15 protein-coding genes, 1 tRNA gene, 1 other RNA gene and 1 pseudogene are annotated in these 17,998 nt (G+C 67.6%); 7 read left to right on the top strand and 11 right to left on the bottom strand.

The annotated features are described in order from the left end of the window. Window positions 1-70: 70 nt before the first annotated feature. The 4 genes from ABIC21_RS12575 to ffs all read right to left on the bottom strand — a co-directional run bounded on the left by ABIC21_RS12575 (window position 71) and on the right by ffs (window position 5,726). The gene (locus ABIC21_RS12575; RefSeq protein ID WP_354350728.1) at window positions 71-1,429 is read right to left on the bottom strand and encodes an aspartate kinase; all 1,359 of its coding nucleotides are present in this window, start codon (window positions 1,427-1,429) and stop codon (window positions 71-73) included. A 369-nt stretch (window positions 1,430-1,798) separates the two neighbouring features. Further along, window positions 1,799-2,398 (bottom strand): recombination mediator RecR, encoded by a 600-nt coding sequence (recR, locus tag ABIC21_RS12570; protein ID WP_354350727.1) that lies wholly within the window; start codon window positions 2,396-2,398, stop codon window positions 1,799-1,801. Window positions 2,399-2,449: 51 nt separating this feature from the next. Continuing rightward, on the bottom strand, window positions 2,450-5,602 hold the full coding sequence (locus tag ABIC21_RS12565; RefSeq protein WP_354350726.1) for a DNA polymerase III subunit gamma and tau: 3,153 nt from the start codon (window positions 5,600-5,602) through the stop codon (window positions 2,450-2,452). Window positions 5,603-5,629: 27 nt separating this feature from the next. Further along, window positions 5,630-5,726: signal recognition particle sRNA small type (gene ffs, locus ABIC21_RS12560), an RNA gene on the bottom strand. 226 nt (window positions 5,727-5,952) lie between these two features. Here ffs and ABIC21_RS12555 point away from each other — a divergent pair. Further along, window positions 5,953-6,037, top strand: a tRNA-Ser gene (locus tag ABIC21_RS12555). An 81-nt stretch (window positions 6,038-6,118) separates the two neighbouring features. Here the strand turns inward: ABIC21_RS12555 and ABIC21_RS12550 are convergent. Continuing rightward, the gene (locus ABIC21_RS12550) at window positions 6,119-7,030 is read right to left on the bottom strand and encodes an oxygenase MpaB family protein (RefSeq protein WP_354350725.1); all 912 of its coding nucleotides are present in this window, start codon (window positions 7,028-7,030) and stop codon (window positions 6,119-6,121) included. Window positions 7,031-7,516: 486 nt separating this feature from the next. On the opposite strand from ABIC21_RS12550, the pseudogene ABIC21_RS12545 reads away from it, so the two are divergent. Continuing rightward, window positions 7,517-7,957: pseudogene (locus ABIC21_RS12545) on the top strand (M23 family metallopeptidase); the annotation flags it as partial. A gap of 92 nt (window positions 7,958-8,049) precedes the next feature. Here the strand turns inward: ABIC21_RS12545 and ABIC21_RS12540 are convergent. Continuing rightward, window positions 8,050-8,832 carry a hypothetical protein gene (locus tag ABIC21_RS12540; RefSeq protein WP_354350761.1) on the bottom strand — a complete coding sequence of 261 codons (783 nt, stop codon included), beginning with the start codon at window positions 8,830-8,832 and terminating at the stop codon, window positions 8,050-8,052. 94 nt (window positions 8,833-8,926) lie between these two features. Here ABIC21_RS12540 and ABIC21_RS12535 point away from each other — a divergent pair, with 94 nt between their 5' ends. The 3 genes from ABIC21_RS12535 (at window position 8,927) to ABIC21_RS12525 (ending at window position 11,994) form a co-directional block, all read left to right on the top strand. Continuing rightward, window positions 8,927-9,412, top strand: a complete 486-nt coding sequence (locus ABIC21_RS12535) for a glutathione peroxidase (protein WP_354350724.1) — start codon at window positions 8,927-8,929, stop codon at window positions 9,410-9,412. 223 nt (window positions 9,413-9,635) lie between these two features. Continuing rightward, the gene (gene fdhA / locus ABIC21_RS12530; RefSeq protein ID WP_354350723.1) at window positions 9,636-10,847 is read left to right on the top strand and encodes a formaldehyde dehydrogenase, glutathione-independent; all 1,212 of its coding nucleotides are present in this window, start codon (window positions 9,636-9,638) and stop codon (window positions 10,845-10,847) included. Between the two features lie 205 nt (window positions 10,848-11,052). Continuing rightward, window positions 11,053-11,994 (top strand): phosphodiesterase, encoded by a 942-nt coding sequence (locus ABIC21_RS12525; protein ID WP_354350722.1) that lies wholly within the window; start codon window positions 11,053-11,055, stop codon window positions 11,992-11,994. Window positions 11,995-11,997: 3 nt separating this feature from the next. Here the strand turns inward: ABIC21_RS12525 and ABIC21_RS12520 are convergent, their stop codons facing one another. Both ABIC21_RS12520 and ABIC21_RS12515 read right to left on the bottom strand, forming a co-directional pair. Further along, window positions 11,998-13,632 (bottom strand): stealth family protein, encoded by a 1,635-nt coding sequence (locus tag ABIC21_RS12520; protein ID WP_354350721.1) that lies wholly within the window; start codon window positions 13,630-13,632, stop codon window positions 11,998-12,000. 118 nt (window positions 13,633-13,750) lie between these two features. Continuing rightward, window positions 13,751-14,665, bottom strand: coding sequence for a hypothetical protein (locus ABIC21_RS12515; RefSeq protein ID WP_354350720.1), 915 nt, complete (start codon window positions 14,663-14,665; stop codon window positions 13,751-13,753). 179 nt (window positions 14,666-14,844) lie between these two features. Between ABIC21_RS12515 and ABIC21_RS12510 the strand changes: the two genes are divergently transcribed. After that, window positions 14,845-15,144, top strand: coding sequence for a type II toxin-antitoxin system VapB family antitoxin (locus tag ABIC21_RS12510; RefSeq protein ID WP_354350719.1), 300 nt, complete (start codon window positions 14,845-14,847; stop codon window positions 15,142-15,144). Further along, window positions 15,137-15,805: a LytR C-terminal domain-containing protein gene (locus ABIC21_RS12505; RefSeq protein WP_354350718.1), complete on the top strand. Its 669-nt coding sequence runs from the start codon at window positions 15,137-15,139 to the stop codon at window positions 15,803-15,805. Before ABIC21_RS12510 ends, ABIC21_RS12505 begins: the two co-directional genes overlap by 8 nt. Before the next feature lie 15 nt (window positions 15,806-15,820). Here ABIC21_RS12505 and ABIC21_RS12500 read toward each other — a convergent pair whose 3' ends face one another. From ABIC21_RS12500 to ABIC21_RS12490, 3 genes are all read right to left on the bottom strand, one after another. Further along, the gene (locus ABIC21_RS12500) at window positions 15,821-16,459 is read right to left on the bottom strand and encodes a TetR/AcrR family transcriptional regulator (RefSeq protein WP_354350717.1); all 639 of its coding nucleotides are present in this window, start codon (window positions 16,457-16,459) and stop codon (window positions 15,821-15,823) included. Between the two features lie 136 nt (window positions 16,460-16,595). Next, complete coding sequence (locus ABIC21_RS12495) at window positions 16,596-17,315, bottom strand: DsbA family oxidoreductase (RefSeq protein ID WP_354350716.1); 720 nt, start codon at window positions 17,313-17,315, stop codon at window positions 16,596-16,598. 55 nt (window positions 17,316-17,370) lie between these two features. Next, window positions 17,371-17,913: a GNAT family N-acetyltransferase gene (locus ABIC21_RS12490; protein ID WP_354350715.1), complete on the bottom strand. Its 543-nt coding sequence runs from the start codon at window positions 17,911-17,913 to the stop codon at window positions 17,371-17,373. Between the last annotated feature and the right edge of the window lie 85 nt (window positions 17,914-17,998).

Genomic DNA, 17,998 nt, shown 5'->3' with positions numbered 1-17,998 from the left:
ACAACGAAGGGAGCGGCAGATGCCGCTCCCTTCGTCAGTTAATTCATGGGGCCAATCCCCGGCGGGTGGCTCAGCGGCCGGTACCGCCGTAGACCGTGGCCTCGTCATCGCTGTCCAGGTCGAAGGCCTTGTGGATGGCGCGGACGGCGTCGTCGAGCAGATCCGCGTGCGTGACGACCGAAATCCGGATTTCCGAGGTGGAGATCATGTTGATGTTGATCCCGGCCTCGGACAGCGCCGCGAAGAACCGTGCCGAGACGCCCGGGTGCGAACGCATGCCGGCGCCGATCAGCGACAGCTTGCCGATCTTCTCGTTGTACTCGATGCTCTCGAAACCGATCCGGTCCTGCGCGGCGTGCAGGGCGGCGAGGGCGTCGGCGCCCTCAACGATCGGCAGCGTGAAGGAGATGTCGGTCCGGCCCGTGCCGTGGGTTGAAACGTTCTGGACGATCATGTCGATGTTCGAGTGCGCATCGGCGATGACCTGGAAGATCGCCGCAGCCTTGCCGGGGATATCGGGAACCCCGACAACCGTGACCTTGGCTTCGGAACGGTCGTGTGCAACACCGGAGATGATTGGCTGCTCCAAGGCAACTCCCTCTTGGGTTGTGATTTTGTCGTCGGCGCTGGGCATGACCCAGGTGCCTTCGTTCTGGCTGAAGGAAGAACGGACATGCAGCGGCACACCGAAACGGCGGGCATACTCGACGCAGCGCAGGTGCAGGATCTTGGCGCCGGACGCCGCCAGTTCCAGCATTTCCTCGCTGGAGATCCGGTCGATCTTGCGGGCGGACGCAACGACCCGCGGATCGGCGGTGTAGATCCCGTCGACGTCGGTGAAGATCTCGCACACGTCCGCGTCCAGGGCGGCGGCCAGCGCCACCGCCGTCGTGTCCGAACCGCCGCGGCCGAGCGTGGTGACCTCGTTCGTGGTGCGGCTCATGCCCTGGAAGCCCGCGACGATCGCGATATGGCCCTTGTCCAGGGCGGTCCGGATGCGGTGCGGGTCGACGTCGATAATCCGGGCCTTGCCGTGGATGCCGTCGGTGATCATGCCGGCCTGGGAGCCGGTGAATGACTGGGCCGAGGCGCCGAACTTGTTGATGGCCATGGCGAGCAGGGCCATCGAAATGCGTTCGCCGGCGGAGAGGAGCATGTCCATTTCCCGGGCCGGCGCGGAATCGGTGACCTGCGCGGCGAGGTCGAGGAGTTCATCGGTCGTGTCGCCCATGGCCGAGACGACCACCACGACCTCGTCGCCGGCGTTCTGGGCATCCACGATCCGGCGGGCCACGCGCTTAATGCCCTCGGCATCCGCCACGGAGGAACCGCCGAACTTCTTCACCACAAGGTGTTTCGTTGTGGCGGGAGCAGCGGGCAGCTCCTGCGGCTGCGGTCCGGGGTGGACTTCGGTAGTGGGCAAACTCATGCGCGCACCCTCACTGGATTATCGGGGTCTGGGCCAAGCAACCAAACGGCGCGACGGCGTAACTTCTCAGCCCAGTTTATCGCCGGGACCCCTTGGTTGCTGAATTGTGACCGCATGCCAGACAGTGCTGCTCCCATTGCACTGGACATGCCCTCCGCCGGGGGCCAAGGGTGGGCATGTCCTCCCGCCCTTGTGGGACATGCCCTCCGCCGGGGCCGGAGGATGGGCATATGGGCACTATGTCCATCCGTGGGCCCGCAGAATGGGCATGTCCACCCGGTGCGGAGGGCGACGGCGGCGGGCTGGGCATGTCCACCCGGTGCGGAGGGCGACGGGCCTCAGCCTCCGGGTCTCTCCGGCGCCCGGCCGCTAGCTCAGGGCGTTGCGCCGGCCCTCGAAGGCGCGTCCGAGGGTGACCTCGTCGGCGTATTCGAGGTCACCGCCCACGGGCAGGCCGGAAGCCAGCCGGGTGACGGCGATGCCAATCGACTTGAGCATGCGGGCCAGGTACGTGGCCGTGGCCTCGCCTTCCAGATTGGGGTCGGTGGCGATGATGATTTCCTGGATGGCGCCGTCGTTGAGCCGGGTGAGGAGTTCCCGGATCCTGAGCTGTTCGGGGCCGATGCCCGCAATGGGATTAATGGCCCCGCCGAGCACGTGGTAGCGGCCCCGGAAGGAGCGTGTGCGCTCCACCGCGAGGACGTCTTTGGATTCCTCGACGACGCAGATGATCGACGGGTCCCGGCGCGGGTCCCGGCAGATGTTGCACAGCTCCTGCTCCGTGACGTTGCCGCACACCGTGCAGAATTTCACCCGTTCCTTGACGGTGGTGATGGCGTCCGCGAGCCGTTTCATGTCCTGGGGGTCGGCTTCGAGGATGTGGAAGGCCAAACGCTGGGCGGACTTGGGCCCCACGCCTGGAAGGCGTCCGAGCTCGTCGATCAGCTCTTGAACTGCGCCTTCGTACACTGTGTCCTCGTTCGTTTGCGGTGGTGGCGGGCCCAGGGCCCGGGGGAGCGGCTAGAAGCGCGGCGGCAGCGGGCTTCCGTCCAACGACCGCTCTTCAACAAGTTTTCCGCCCAGGATGCGTTCGACGGCGGCCCGTCCGAAGACGCCCGATTCCTCGATCGTTTCGTCATCCGCGCTGGGGATGTCCTGGACATAGGTGGCGGTGGCGGCCGCGGCGCGGGCCGGGGCTTTGGCTCGGCCGGCCTCGGCTTCCGGGCTGTTGGACAGCCGCTGGTAGAGGCTTTGCCGGCCCGACTGTGGCGCCACCGGGGCTGCGGGGGCCGCGGGGGCCGCGGGGGCCGCGGCCGGGGCTGCTGCTGGTGCGGCGGGCGCGGCCATTGGCATGGCGCCGGCCGACGCTGGAGCGGCTGCGGCGCCGGCCGGCACCAACTCCGCGGAGTCCCCCCACCCGTTGGACGAGGAGGAGGCGGGCTCATACGCCGCGGAAGCCGACACAGCTGCGGCGTAGTGCGGGACCTGTGCCGCCGCAGGTTCGTAGTGCGGAGGTTCCGGCTCCGGCGCGGGCTCGGGGGCCACAGGCTTCTCGGGCGCGTAGCTCCCGACATTGGAGTCCGCCCCGATCGTCCAGACACCCGGGGCGTGCTCGACGGCACGGGCCCACGGGTCGTTGGCGGTGTCCGGCGGTTGGGGGGCCGGAGCGTCGGCTGGGGACGTCGCGGCGGCAGCGCCGGAACGTCCCGGCGAGGTGGCCCTCTTGCGGGCGGGTGCGGCCGGCTGGGCGGTCCGCGCCACGATTGGAGCCGCGGCTGGAGCCGCAGGGTCCCAGTCCATGGGCGGTTCCTCGTCCAGCGGGGGAGCGTCCTCGTCCCGCGGCGGGCCCCAGTCGTCGTCGGGGTAGGCGTAGGATCCGGCGGCCTCCGCGGAGGCGACCGGGACTTCGCTTGCGGCTGCGGCTCCCGGCACAGCGGACGGACGTTCCACGGGGGCAACAGTTGCCGGAACCTGCGCAGGCGCAGGGGAAGCAGCTGCGGCGACGGGTGCCTGGACCATGGCGGCCGGAGTGGCGGGCGCCTGGACCGGGGCGGCCGGAGTGGCGGGCGCCTTGGCCGGTGCAGCAGGCGTACCAGGACCAGCTGCGGCGGGCGCAGACTCCGACCCCGGGACGCGCTGGGAGGGTACGGAGGCAGCCGGGGCGGCGGCCGGGGGCAGGCCCCAGTCCGCGTCGGTCGACGTGGCCGGGACGTCCCGGCTAACGGGTGCTTTTGGGTTTGGCTCAGAGCTCGCTGCGCTGTTGCTTCCGCTCGCCACTGCGTTGATCTGGCATTCGATGCCGATGGTCTTGTGGATCGCCTGCCGCAGGTTCTCGGAGTGATCCGCCCGGCCGAACGCGCCGGCCAGCCCTGAGGTGGTGAAGGCGAGCGTCAGGACGTGGTCCTCGAAGTGGCCCACCTGGGCATTCGGCTCGACGAGGGCCCAGGTGCTGCGCTTGATTTTTGTCAGTGTCTGCAGGATCTCCGGCCAGGCGCGGCGGAGGACTTCGACGTCGGGCCCGGATCCGGACCCCGCGGCGCGCGCGGCCGAAGGCGCCGCCGGTGCCGGCTGGTTCTGTGCTGGTGCTGGTGCTGGTGCTGGTGCTGGTGCGGATGGTGCCGGCACGGCCGGGGCCGGTCCGGACGGCACGGGGGCAGGGGGTGCCGCAGACGCGGCCGCAGGCGTCGGCGCCGGCGTCATCGGCGCCGGCGTCTGGCGCGCCGGGGCCCTTCCGGAATCCGCGCGGTTGACCGCTGCGGACTCGTCGACGGGCCAGTCGCCGGTGCTGACGCGCGGCGGCGTGAGTGTTTCCCTGGCCGGTTCGGATACGGGCCCAGGGGCCACGGCAGCCACGGAGACTGCGGGGACCGCGGCGGCGGGAGCTGTCGCTGCAGGAACCGGTGCCGGCGGCGCCGCGGCAGGAGCAGCTGCGGCGGCAGGTGCGGCGGCCGGGACCGCGGGTGCCGGGGCGGCGGGCGCGGCGGGCGCCCCGACGTCGTTCCCGGCGTAATTCAGGCGGCGTTCCACCCTGTCGATCCGGGCGGCAATGCCGCGCTCGGTCTGTTCGGAGGAAGGCAGCAGGATGCGGGCGCAGAGCAGTTCCAGATGCAGCCGCGGCGACGTGGCGCCGGTCATTTCGGTCAGGGCCGTGTTGGTTACGTCCGCCGCGCGGGACAGCTCGGCCGCGCCCAGGTTGTGGGCCTGGTTCTGCAGACGCGCGATCTGGTCCGCGGGCATGCCGCGGAGGATCGACTGCGCGCTCTCCGGCATGGCCTTGACGATGATGAGGTCCCGGAAGCGTTCGAGCAGGTCCTCGACAAAACGGCGGGGGTCGTGTCCGGTCTGGATGACGCGGTCCACTGCGCGGAACACGGTGGCGGCGTCGGACGCGGCCACGGCCTCCACGACGTCGTCCAGCAGGGAGGCGTGCGTGTAGCCGAGCAGCGCAACGGCGAGTTCGTAGTCCAGCCCGGTGGGGCCGGCGCCCGCCATGAGCTGGTCAAGGACTGACAGCGAGTCCCGCACGGAGCCGCCGCCGGCCCGGATGACGAGCGAAAGAACGCCCGGCGCCACGGGGACGTTTTCCTGAGCGCAGAGCAGTTCAAGGTAAGCCATGAGCGGTTCCGGCGGCACGAGCCGGAACGGGTAATGATGCGTGCGGGAGCGGATGGTGCCGATGACCTTGTCCGGCTCCGTGGTGGCGAAGATGAACTTGATGTGTTCCGGGGGCTCTTCGACGATCTTGAGCAGCGCGTTGAAGCCTGCGGACGTAACCATGTGGGCTTCGTCGATGATGAAGATCTTGTACCGGTCGCGGACGGGGGCGTAGGTGGCCCGTTCGCGCAGGTCGCGGGCGTCGTCGACGCCGCCGTGGCTGGCGGCGTCGATTTCGATGACGTCGAGGGATCCGGAGCCGCCGCGGGCGAGTTCTACGCAGCTGGGGCACTTCCCGCAGGGGGTGTCGGTGGGGCCCTCGGCGCAGTTGAGGCAACGGGCCAGGATGCGGGCCGAGGTGGTTTTGCCGCAGCCGCGGGGGCCCGAGAAGAGGTAGGCGTGGTTCACGCGGTTCTTGCGCAGGGCCGTCATGAGCGGCTCGGTGACGTGTTCCTGCCCGATAACGTCCGCGAACGAATCGGGGCGGTATCTACGGTAAAGAGCGGTAGTAACAGTCACAGCTAAACCCTACCAATCGGCACAGACATAAAAGACCCCTCATGCACCCGCCAGAGCCCATTTACCCTTGCTACCTTCCGGTCCTGGGGGAGTTCAACAGGATGACGCCACATGAGGGGCCGTCAGTAAGTTTACCCGACATTTGAGTGTGCCCCGAATCGCACACTCCGGTCCCGGGAAATCCCGTGGGACATGTCCATTTGTCGGGGACAGGAGTGCGCATATCGGGAGTGTGTCCACTGGCCGCGGGCAGGGTGGGGCATGTCCCGTGGGGCGGGGCCGGAGGGGCCAATTGGGCGATGCCGGGAAGTTCAGGTATTCTAGTATCTGCTTTTGATTCAGAAGCTACTGGAGAATTCGCCTAGCGGCCTATGGCGCACGCCTGGAACGCGTGTTGGGTTAACGCCCTCGGGGGTTCAAATCCCCCATTCTCCGCGGTTGGCCCCGGTCCCTTGGACCGGGGCCTTTTTGCGTCCTGCGGAAATTCCGGCGCCGCGATTCGGGCCCGGTCCAGCCTCAGGCGTCGTGGCCCAGCCGCCGGAGGCGGTCCCGGGCGGCCTGCTCGCTCGGCCCCACCCGGCCCAAAGCAAGATGGACGACGCCGAGTGTCACCTTCGTGGCCAGCCGCACCGGCAGAGGGATGGGACCCAGCCGGGGGGTCCGCAGGCCCAGCAGCTCGCGGTACTTGGGTTCGAGGCTTGCCACGGCTGCCGCGAACAGCACCCGGTAGCCTGGCCGCAGCGCCGGATGGAGGGGCGGATTGCGGATGAACGCCACAGTCTCGGCGACTCTGTTGTCGGAACGGAGCTCTCCGGCGTCGTGCCAGAGGTCCAACTGCTGGCGCATTTCCTCCTCGCTGAGTGGCGGGGACTCCACACCCATGAGCTCGCCGGCCTGCGCCCACTCCCGCACGTAGGCGTCGGGACCGCCGGGAATAGGCCTGCCCCAGATCTTGTGCGCCGAGAGGAAAGCGTCGGTGAAGGCAATGTGTACCCAACGGAGCAGTTCCGGATCATTCGCCGCATAGCTCCGGACGACGCCATGTCCGTCCACGTAGTCCCCCCGCACAGAACCGTGCAGCCGCAACACCCAGTCGGAGGCTGCACGTGCCGCGGAAGTGGAACCGTAGGAAACCGTAAAGATCCAGCGAATTGTTCCGGCAAGCCTACCCAGGGGGTCCTCCCGGAAGCGGGAATGGTCGTGGATACCAGCCAGCGCGCCGGGATGCAGCGCCTGCATCAGCAGAGCGCGAATTCCCGCCACGATCGTTGGCATGTCCCCGTGGACGGCCCAGACCGCCGATCCTGGCAAGTGGTACCCGGGATCGTCACCTTCCGCCAGGCGGGGGACCCAGTCCGGCACTGCCTCCCGGGTCCCCGTGAAGGTCTGCTTTAGTTCGGCCTGCCATTCCCTGAGGAGGTTGCGCATACTCCATTCTCGCCCACCGACGCCGTGCCCAGTACTTGCCTCGGTCACCAGAACTACTGGGCCGCCACTTCCGTGAGAAAGGGGTAGCTTCTACGGTTCACAGGCCCCCCCGATTGTGGTCCCATAAGAAAGTGAGTCCGCGGAATTGGGGACTGGCTAACAGGATGCGGGAGTCACATCGTGGGAAAACACTGGGGAAACTCATCGGGTGAGCAAGCAGTTAGAGCGCGGATCACTGCTGTGCGCTGTCTTTCCGGTGGATTCTGCTTGTCTCTGGCGGTCCTGACTTTCGGCGTCCAGGGCCTGTCTGGCAGCGGCGCCGCCATAACGCAGTCTCCCTCGCTGGCCGCCGGCGTGGTGGGACCTGTCACGCTGGATCCGGACACCACCGCCACAGCCGACGCTCCCGCTGTTCCGGGCGCTGAGGCCCCGGCGGTTGCGGTCTTCACCGCGGATGCCCTGGCGCTCGTGGCCTACCCGCGTTCGATGGTCGAGACAACTTCCAAGGACGGTGTCCCCGGCGAACTCAACGTGGCGTCCGCCGGGCTGACCCGGCCCGCCGCGGGCTTTCTCATGGCTCCGCTCGAATCGCTTCATCAGTCCTCACCCTTCGGGCTGCGAACCAGCCCCATCACGGGGTCGTCCGGTGAATTCCACTGGGGCCAGGACTTTGCTGCGCCGTGCGGTACCCGTGTCTACTCGGCTGACGCCGGCGTCGTGAGGGCTGTCGGCTGGCACCCGTGGGGTGGCGGAAACCGTGTTGAAATCGACCACGGCAACGGGCTCATCACCACCTACAACCACCTTGAAGCGATCGCCGTCAAGAAGGGCGACTCGGTGCGGGTCGGCGAGGTCATTGCCCGCGTCGGAACAACCGGATCCTCCACCGGCTGCCACCTGCACTTTGAGACCATCCGGAACGGCTCCCACAAGAACCCCCGCGATTGGATCCTTCTTCCGATCGTGCAGACGGACCAGCTTGGCGCCTTCGAGATGGCGAGCTACGCGCCCGACGCCGGTCAGCCCGCCAACACCTCCCTCGGCTGGGCTATCCCGGTGTCCGATGACAGGACGCACGTTGTTGCCGGCGGCGCCCAGGAATCTCCCCTAGCACCGGAAACACCAAATTCCACGTCCGTTGCGCCTGAGCCCACTCCGTCCACCGGGGACGCGCTTTCGCCGACGAAGACGCGCTCGGACACGCCAACGCCTTCTCCCTCGGAGCCGGTCACGACTCCGCCGCCCACGACTCCGCCGGTCACGGCTCCGCCGCCTACTTCCTCGGAGCCGGTCACGACTCCGCCGCCCACGACTCCGCCGCCTACTTCCTCGGAGCCGGTCACGACTCCGCCGCCCACGACTCCGCCGCCCACGACTCCGCCGGTCACGACTCCGCCGGTCACGACTCCGCCGGTCACGACTCCGCCGGTCACGACTCCGCCGCCTACTTCCTCGGAACCGGTCACGACTTCGCCGCCTACTTCCTCGGAGCCGGTCACGGCTCCGCCGCCCACGACTCCGCCGGTCACGGCTCCGCCGCCTACTTCCTCGGAGCCGGTCAGGACTCCGCCGCCCACGACTCCGCCGCCCACGACTCCGCCGCCCACGACTCCGCCGCCCACGACTCCGCCGCCTACTTCCTCGGAGCCGGTCACAGCACCGCTGCCCCCGCCGCCTGCCGCGGCGCCCAGCACGGCACCGGCGTTGCCCCCGCCGCCGGTCGTGAAGCCTGCGCTGCCCGCCCCCACGGCGTCCGCGGACCCGTCGCTGACCCCTGGGCCGTAGGCGTGCAATAAACCCATACCTCCTCGCGTTGGTATCGAATGACAGTCGTGACCATTTCCGGAACACCACTCCGGACACGCCTTCATGACCGACTTCGCGAGGAACCCTCCCATGACCACTCTGCACAGCATCCCGCTCACCCTCATCGACGGCACGGACACCGACTTTGGCCGCTTCAAGGGGGAGGTGGTGCTGGTGGTGAACGTGGCGTCGCAGTGCGGATTCACGCCGCAGTACGCCGGACTCGAGGCGCTGCACAACAAGTTCCGCGGACAGGGCTTCCAGGTGCTCGGTGTTCCCTGCAACCAGTTCGCAGGCCAGGAACCCGCCGGCGACGCCGAAATCGCCGAGTTCTGCGAACGGAACTTCGGCGTGACCTTCCCGCTCACCACCAAGGCCGACGTCCGCGGCAAGAACCAGCACCCGCTCTACGCCGAGCTCACGAAATTCAAGAACGGCTTCCTGCCCGGACTGGTGAAATGGAACTTCGAGAAGTTCCTGGTGAACCGCGACGGCGACGTCGTGGCCCGTTTCGCCCCCACCGTGGAGCCGGACTCACCGGAGGTCATTGAAGCGGTGCAGTCCGCGCTCAGCTGAGAGTCGGCTCCCAGACCACAAGGGGACAACGGCCCCTATCCCTAAGCATGCTTACCGCCTAGACTGGCCGGACCTTCCACATCAACCGGGCACACCCGCGGCGCAGACGCGCGTGCGCCTTCACGCGGTTTAGCCGACATGTGCCCGGGGACGGTGCATCAGCACGCTTCGAGAATCACAACTGGACACTCATATTGGGGTCCGTGAAACCAGGAGGAAAGTGATGACAGGGAACAAAGCCGTTGCCTACAAGGGGCCGGGCAAGGTCGAACTGATCGACATTGACTACCCCAGCTTCGAACTCAAAGACGGCCCGGGGGTCAACCCCGCCAACGTGGGCCGCCCGGTGCGCCATGGCGTAATCCTCAAAACCGTTGCCACGAACATTTGCGGCTCCGACCAGCACATGGTTCGCGGCCGCACGACAGCACCCTCAGACCTGGTGCTGGGCCACGAAATCACCGGCGAAGTCGTGGAGGTTGGACCGGACGTCGAATTCATCAAGGTGGGGGACATCTGCTCGGTTCCCTTCAACATCGCCTGCGGCCGCTGTCGCAACTGCAAGGAGCGGAAGACGGGCATCTGCCTCAACGTCAACCCCGCCCGCCCGGGCGCAGCCTACGGGTACGTTGACATGGGCGGCTGGGTCGGCGGCCAGGCCAACTACGTCCTGGTGCCGTACGCAGACTGGAACCTGCTGAAGTTCCCGGACAAGGACCAGGCCCTCGAGAAGATGATGGACCTGACAATGCTGTCAGACATCTTCCCGACCGGCTTCCACGGCGCCGTCACCGCCGGTGTGGGCGTTGGCTCCACGGTCTACATCGCGGGGGCCGGTCCGGTCGGGCTGGCCGCCGCCACCAGCGCGCAGCTGCTGGGCGCCGCCGTCGTGATTGTCGGCGACCTGAACGCCGGGCGCCTGGCACAGGCCCGCAGTTTCGGCTGCGAGACCATTGACTTGTCCGAGGGCGGGCCCGCAGAGCAGATCGAGCAGATCCTCGGCGTGCCGGAAGTCGACTGCGGTGTCGACGCCGTCGGCTTCGAAGCCCGGGGGCATGGCCACGACGCCAAGGAAGCTCCGGCGACGGTGCTCAACTCGCTGATGGAAATCACGGCCGCCGGCGGCGCGCTGGGCATTCCGGGACTCTACGTCACCGGGGACCCGGGCGGCATCGACGAGGCCGCCAAGAAGGGCGCGCTGTCGCTCAGTCTCGGCACCGGCTGGGCCAAGTCGCTGAGCTTCACCACCGGCCAGTGCCCGGTGATGAAGTACAACCGGCAGCTGATGATGGCAATCCTGCATGACAAGGTCCACATCGCCAAGAACGTCAACGCGAAGGCGATCTCCCTGGAGGATGCACCGAAGGGCTACGCGGAGTTCGACGCCGGCGCCGCCACGAAGTACGTGCTGAATCCGAACGGCTACCTGAGCTAGCAATAGGGAAGCCGAGTAGTGATATTCCGGCGGTCACAGCCGGCCCATGCCAGGGTAGGTATGTGTCCGCCGGAATACTCGGTTATTTCCCCTTTTCAAACATGCCTACTGGAGTTTGCACATTGTTGGCCGAATGTCTGGTTGGATAGACATTACTGAGAGGGACGCTGGAGGCAACCGCTTCCACCCAACCAGGAAGGTAGCAATGGAGCTCATCGAGGCCGAGCACCCCCGGCCACGTCATTTTTTACTCCATCTGAGTGACCCCCACCTGCTGGGAGGTTCGGCGCCATTGCATGGTGTGGTCGACAGCGACGCTTTGCTCCAACAACTCTTTGACGAAGTTCGGGCTTCCGGCGCGCGCCCCGAAGCCGTGATTTTCACCGGCGACCTCGCCGACCGGGGCGAACCCGAAGCCTATGCCAAGTTGCGGGCCATCGTAGAGCCCGCCTGCAAGGCCATGGGCGCGAAAGTCATCTGGGCGATGGGCAATCACGACAACCGCGCCCACTTCCGCACCGGCCTGCTGGACCTGCCAGCCGACGACGCCCCCGTGGACCACACGTACTACATCAACGGGCTGCGGATCATCACCCTCGACACCTCAGTCCCGGGCTTCCACCACGGTGAGCTGAGCCCCGACCAGCTGGAGTGGCTCGCGGCCGAACTCGCCACTCCCGCCCCGGACGGAACCATCCTTGCCCTGCACCACCCGCCGGTGCCCTCGGTCCTGGATCTCGCCGTCCTGGTGGAGCTCCGGGACCAGGCGGCGCTGGCCGGGGTTCTGCGGAACTCCGACGTCCGTTCGATTCTGGGCGGCCACCTGCACTATTCGACGACGGCGACCTTTGCGGGGATCCCGGTTTCGGTGGCATCGGCCACCTGCTACACGCAGGACCTCAACGTTCCGGTGGGCGGAACCCGCGGACGTGACGGCGGGCAGGCCTTCAACCTGGTCCACGTCTACGAGCACACGATCGTGCACTCCGTGGTCCTGCTCGGCGACACCCCGGCAGTCGGCGAGCTCGTCTCGGCCGAGGAAGCCCAGCGGCGGATCGCCGCGGCAGGAATCCGCATCCCGGTCAAGGCGAAGCTCGAAGACCCGGCCAGGACGCCCGGCCACCGCCGGCTGACTGCCAGCAACTAACCCCTACTTCTCCCAGGGAGCCTTGATGGGGTAGTACTTCTCCAGGAAATCCGTCACGAGTTCGGCCCGTTCCTCGGCCGGGACCTCGGGGAAGCTACCGTCGTTGAGGCAGAAGAAGTCCATGTTCCGCTTGGCGAGAAGCTTGGGCAGGTAGTTGAGTCCTGCCCGGGCGGTGGTGTCCACATAGCGCACCTTGGCCGCCGTCTGGGTGACGGCACGGCCGGTGAGCAACGCGTAGTAGTGGTAGAACGAATTGGTCACCGAGATGTTGTCGGCCGCGCGGAACGTGCTCGCAGCCGTCTTCGCGAACTCCGCGGGGAACTCCTGCTCCATCGTGGCCACGACGCTGCGCCGCAGCGGCGCAGCCGTGTGCTCCAGATGCCGGGTGGTGATCCGGCCGAAGCGGTCCCAGAGCAGCTTCCGGTTCACCCGGGCGGCATTCTCGAATCCGCTGCGCTCGGTGTCGTTGTCCCCGAGCCCGATCCGGGTTTCCGCCTCGATGAACTTCGTGATGCCGCCAGGTGTGAAGAACATGTCCGGTCCGACGGCCCGGCCGAAGAACATGTCGTCATTGGAGTACAGGAAGTGCTCGGACAGGCCTTCGATGTGGTGGAGCTGGCACTCCACTGCCTGGGAGTTGTGCGTGGGCAGCACGGAGGGGTCCGCGAAGAACTCCTCGCTGCGGACGATCGTGACACTCGGATGATCTGCCAGCCAGGAGGGCGCGGGGGAGTCCGTGGCGATGAAGATCCGGCGGATCCAGGGCGCGAACATGTAGACCGAGCGCAGGGCGTACTTGAGTTCGTCGATCTGGCGGAAGCGGGCTTCGTGGTCGTCGCCTTCGCCCACGACGACGCCGGCCATCCGTGCGCGCCGCGCCGCGATGTACTCCGGGGAGCTGCCGTCTACCCAGGAAAACACGAGGTCGATGTCGAAGCTGATGTCACTGGCGTGGTCCGCGAACATGTTCTCGATGGTGGGCCAGGTGTGGCCGTACCGCTCCACCGTGCCGCGGACGGCGTCCTGGGCCAGCAGCGTCCGCCGGGTCAGCGAGTTCTCGATCGGGAGGATCAGCTGGTCGCCCTCGAAACTCCACAGTTCCAGCTGCACGCCGGCCGAGGCGCCGAACTCGAAGCCGCCTTCCGGTTCGACCCGGGGACGGTACAGCCGGAAGATCCGGGACTGCCGGTTGGGGGAGAGCTCGCCGTCGGCGATCAGCACCGAGGACTTCTTCTTGGCGTCGACGCTCATTGAGTAGAAGGGCTCGTCGCGGCAGGCCGCCACGAGCGCGTCGCGGAGTTTTTTGCGGTTCTTCCAGTCCACTGCAATGACGGGCCGGTGGTTGTTACCGCGGACGAGAAGGTAGTCGAGGCCGGCGCCGTCCAGTACCGAGCGGATGAACATCAGGTCCTCGACCATGGCCTGGTACGGCGTGCGGTTCTCGTTGATCAGGCCGTAGCGGCCCCGGCGGCGCACAACGTCCTGGCGCGCCCGGAATCTCGCGACGGCAGCCGCGGAGGTGACCTCATCATGGGCGTCTACCGATGCCTGGCTGCCGTAGTAGATCTCGTCCTGGACCAATGCTTCTGAAATTTTGATTCTCCGTGATTCCTTGCGTGAATGTGTCCCTACTTGCATGATAACGTCCGCCCCAAAATCGACCCGAATTTTCGCGGCTGAAACGCCGCCAGTGTGGGCCGCAAGAGCCCTCGTCCACACCCGGAAACCTGGACCGGGGGTGCCTCAGCCCGCCGCTTCAGCCCAGCAGGGCCCGGCGCCAGCTGCGCAGGAAAGCCGCCCCGGCGTCGTCGTGGATGACGTCCTCGCCAAGTCCCAGGTCCGCGGCGGTGAGGACGTCGTAGGGTTTCACCGGGACGCCGTCGGCGGGCCGGACGTCGACGTGCTTCACAGGGTGGTCGTTGTGGTGCAACCAGTCGGCCATGGCGTAGTCGGTGCGGGAGTCGCCCACCGTGCGCCAGGCCTGCGGGGTGACGCCCTGCGCCGCCAGCAGTTCCACGGCCCGGCTCGCGCCGAGGTCCTTGCCGAGCCGGACCGACTCGATGTCGGTGGAGATGATGGTCGGATCCACCCGGTAGTCGACCCGGTCGTCGGAGTCCGGGGCATGGTGGTCCAGCCGCACCACACCGAGGCCGTGCCGGCCCATGAGGTCCATGGCATCGGCGTCGAACAGCTGCTGTTCGGCCCGGTAGTCGGAGTTCTCGACGGCGATGTGCTGCTCCACGGAGACCATGGCCAGCTTGGTCTCGTCGAAGAACATGTGCTCGGCGTAATCCTCGGCCACCAGGCGCCGGACGTCGTCACCGAAGGTCCGTGGGATGGCCAGATCGTGATCGACGTGGACCGGCCCGGGTCCCGCGGAGGTGTAGCTGAACCAGACGGCGCCCTTCTCGCACACGGCATGGATCAGCGTGCCGGCTGGCATTCCGGCGGCGATCATCGGTTCCATCACCTGTTCGCGGATGAAGTCGGCCGATCGGCCCGTGTTGAAGATGACCGGGATCCCCGCCGCGGCCAGCGCCAGCAAATCCGCGATGATCGCCGGCTGTACGGCACGGGTGACGGGGCTCGCTACGGGACCGTCGACGTCGAGCAGCAGTGCCAGCGGAGGGGTCGACGGCGAGAGGGAAGCTGAGGTCTCGGGAAATGTCATGGCCCCATTCTCCCAGCAGGCAGGCATCTTTGCATGTGCTGTGGACCGTGCCTCGGACAGGGCATTGCCTGTGACACCGCGGGGCCACCGGTGTGACAAATGGTCACTGTTTGGCTACAACCTCCCGGCGGCGGGAGTCATCGATTCCTTTGACCGCCCAAGTTCCTTAGGCTTGCAGGGTGATATTCAAAGCCGTGGGCGAGGGACGCCCTTACCCCGACCATGGTTACAGCACGCCCAAAGATTGGGCGGCGCTGCCGCCGCGCCCGGTCCGGCTGGACGAGCTGGTGACCACCAAGCGCACGCTCGACCTTGAGGCGCTGCTGGCAGAGGACTCGACGTTCTTCGGCGATCTGTTCCCGCACGTCGTGGAGTACCGCGGCGTCCTGTATCTGGAGGACGGCCTGCACCGCGCCGTCCGGACAGCGCTGCACCAGCGCACGGCGATCCACGCGCGCGTGCTGGTGATAAATGGCTAGAAAGCCGAAGGACGTCACCGTCCTGCATGGGCACCAGGTCATTACCGGCTCGGATTTGCGGGCCACCTTCGTGGAGTATGACGAACAGCATGACACGCCCGTCCGGACACGACGACGCGTCCTGCACGGCGTCGTCCTGGTGCTGCTCGTCGGGCTGATGGCCGCCGCGATTGTGGTTGCGCTGGCGATCATGAACGGCCAGATCAAGATTCCGACGGCGGAGCGCAGCCAGGCCGCCGCGTCCCTCTGCCCGGAAGCGCGCTTCGACTACGCGCCGCCGGAGACGATCAACCTCAACGTCTTCAACTCGACGTCCCGCCCGGGGCTGGCCCGTTCCGTGGCCGATGAGTTGGCGGCCCGAAAGTTCCTGGTCGGGGCCGTCGCCAATACGACGTCGAGCTACCGCGGCGTGGCGTTGGTCGTTTCCGGCGCCGCCGGCCAGTCCGCGGCGTTCACTGTGCAGCGGAACCTGCCGGGTTCGGACTATTTCCAGGACGGCCGCACGGACCCCAGCGTGGACGTCATCCTGACCGGAGACTTCAAGGAACTGGCGAAACCGGAACTGGTGGACCAGACCCCGGGCCAGCTCAGCTGCCCCCGCGAGGACCGGCGGATCGTGGACGAATCCGGGTGGCCCGTGACGCCGACGCCAGCGGGGTAGCACCGGAACCGGACGTCAGGAGGCCACGCGGAGGGGACGGCCGTCGTCGTCGAACCGTGCCCCCGCGCCGAGCTGGACGAACCGCACGGTGCGGGCAATCCGGGCCTCCGCCTCGGCGTCCTGGCCGGCACCGTCCCCGCGGGCGGCGCTGGAGGACAGGGTGCCGTGGATGAGCTGCGCGAGCTGGGTGATGTCTGCCTCGGGCAGGTAGCCCCCGGCGATGCCGTCCCGAAGAATGCCCTGCAGAAGGACGCTGAGCTCACCGACGTGGTCGGCCAGCTTCGCGAACGAGGCCGGCGAGAGCACGGCACCCATGGCAGGCCCGGGCGGCAGGTGCCGCCGGCTGAGGTCCTCGACCTGGGCGCGAACGTAGAGGGCCAGGCGGTCCACCGGGTTCTCCAGCGCAGCCAGGGACTCGCGCAGGTCGATCAGGAACCGTTCTGTCTCGTCCAGTGCATAGGCGATCAGAAGCTCTTCGATGTCCGCGTAGTAGTTGTACACGGCGGTGCGGCCGATCCGGGCGTGCCGTGCGACGTCGGTCATGGTCAGTCCCGGGAGCCCATGGGTGAACAGGAGCTCGCCGAACGCCGTCAGGATGCGGTGCTGGGTCTCGGCTCGTTGGGCGGCGTTGCTCGCGGCCGAAATCCTGGGCATACGGACACTTTAGCGCGATCTGTCAGCAAACCGGGGCTGCGACGGGGCCAAAGTGCGGGGTTCGCCGGAAACCTGCCCAGTCGCCGGAAGTTTGCGGCGAGTGGGCAGGTTTCCGGCGGGTTCGACGTCGGCGGGCTCAGCCGGCGCAGCCGTCCGGGCCGCAGGCGTCTGCAGTTCCGTGGGCGTCGGTGCCGCGGGCGGCGCTGACCATTTCCAGGGGACGGCTGTCCTGCCATGCCTGCTCGAGCGCGGCCGTGAAGGTCTCGGCGGGCTGGGCGCCGGAGAGCCCAAATTTGCGGTCGATGACGAAGAACGGGACGCCGGTGACGCCCAGCGCGCGCCCTTCCTCGAAGTCCAGCCGGACGTCGTCAGCGTATTTGTCGGTAGTGAACAGTTCCTCCAACTCGGCCGCGCCGATCCCCAGATCCAGCCCCAGCGAGGTCAGGTATTGCCTGCTGCCGATGTCCAAGCCCCGCTCGAAGTGGTCGCTGAGCAGTCGTTCCTTTGCGGCGTCCTGCTGCCCGTGCGCGGCTGCGAGGTGGATCAGCCGGTGGGCTGTGAAGCTGTTGGCGACCACGACGTCGTCGAAACGGTAATGGAGGCCCTCGCCCCTGGCCTGCTCCGCCACGTGCGCGAACATTCCGGCGACCTGGGCGGGGGCCATGCCCTTGCGGGTGCTCAGGTAGTCCAGTTCGGTGCCGTCGTAGTGGTCGGGCAGCGACGGATCCAGCTGGAAGCTGCGCCACTGCACCTCCACAGCCTCGCGGTGCGGGAAGGCCTCCAGCGCGGTTTCAAAGCGGCGTTTGCCGATGTAGCACCAGGGGCAGGCGACGTCGGACCAGATCTCAATCTTCATGCTCGCCACAACCCCGGGACAGGCGGCTCCATTCCCCGGCGGACTGTCGGCTTGGTCACGGGGTCCGTAAAAGCGGGCGTTCCAGAACGAAATCGTGTTCCACCGTGTTCCCGAGTGTGAAGGACTTGGTACCGACCCGGCGGAAGCCTGACTTCTCATAGAAGCGGATGGCCCGGGCGTTCTGGCTGTTCACGCCCAGCCAGAGTCCGCGGGCGCCGGCCGCCGCGGCCGCGTCGATGCTCGCATGCATCAGTTCGGCGGCGGCGCCCAGCCCGTGGTGGTCCGGGTGGACGTAGCACTTGCTGAGTTCGGTGCACGGGAGTTGGGTCAGGACCGCGGCCACGTCCGGGTCCTGGGTGGCCCGGGCAACCAGGAGGCTGTAGCCCCGGAGCTCGCCGCCGGCATCGATGACCAGGACAGTGACGTCAGGGTCGGCGAGATAGCGGCGGAAGTGGGCCTCGCTGAGCGTATTGGCGAGGTGCGCAGCGATGTCTGCCGGGGGCGATCCCGGCGGGCAGGCCAGCGGGAAGGTGACGGCCGCCAGCCCGGCCAGCCTGCCGGCGTCGTCCGCGGTTGCCTTTCGGATTACGTGCGTCATGCCAGAACCCTAATCCGCGGAGCGGGACGCCTTCGCTTCGTGAAGCGATGTTGCGGCCCAGCTGCAGGTTCAGGCTGGGCCGACG

Origin of the sequence: Pseudarthrobacter sp. PvP090 (assembly GCF_040547365.1) — a bacterium.
GTDB lineage: Bacteria > Actinomycetota > Actinomycetes > Actinomycetales > Micrococcaceae > Arthrobacter.
The sequence above is the reverse complement of the archived record's forward strand: the minus strand, read 5'-3'. Positions and strand labels throughout refer to the sequence as shown.

Coding starts and splice junctions, on each gene's coding strand:
- ABIC21_RS12575 (WP_354350728.1), bottom strand. CDS start 1,429: ATGAGTTTGCCCACTACCGAAGTCCACCCCGGACCGCAGCCGCAGGAG.
- ABIC21_RS12550 (WP_354350725.1), bottom strand. CDS start 7,030: ATGCGCAACCTCCTCAGGGAATGGCAGGCCGAACTAAAGCAGACCTTC.
- ABIC21_RS12540 (WP_354350761.1), bottom strand. CDS start 8,832: ATGGGTTTATTGCACGCCTACGGCCCAGGGGTCAGCGACGGGTCCGCG.
- ABIC21_RS12535 (WP_354350724.1), top strand. CDS start 8,927: ATGACCACTCTGCACAGCATCCCGCTCACCCTCATCGACGGCACGGAC.
- fdhA (WP_354350723.1), top strand. CDS start 9,636: ATGACAGGGAACAAAGCCGTTGCCTACAAGGGGCCGGGCAAGGTCGAA.
- ABIC21_RS12525 (WP_354350722.1), top strand. CDS start 11,053: ATGGAGCTCATCGAGGCCGAGCACCCCCGGCCACGTCATTTTTTACTC.
- ABIC21_RS12520 (WP_354350721.1), bottom strand. CDS start 13,632: ATGCAAGTAGGGACACATTCACGCAAGGAATCACGGAGAATCAAAATT.
- ABIC21_RS12515 (WP_354350720.1), bottom strand. CDS start 14,665: ATGACATTTCCCGAGACCTCAGCTTCCCTCTCGCCGTCGACCCCTCCG.
- ABIC21_RS12505 (WP_354350718.1), top strand. CDS start 15,137: ATGGCTAGAAAGCCGAAGGACGTCACCGTCCTGCATGGGCACCAGGTC.
- ABIC21_RS12500 (WP_354350717.1), bottom strand. CDS start 16,459: ATGCCCAGGATTTCGGCCGCGAGCAACGCCGCCCAACGAGCCGAGACC.
- ABIC21_RS12495 (WP_354350716.1), bottom strand. CDS start 17,315: ATGAAGATTGAGATCTGGTCCGACGTCGCCTGCCCCTGGTGCTACATC.
- ABIC21_RS12490 (WP_354350715.1), bottom strand. CDS start 17,913: ATGACGCACGTAATCCGAAAGGCAACCGCGGACGACGCCGGCAGGCTG.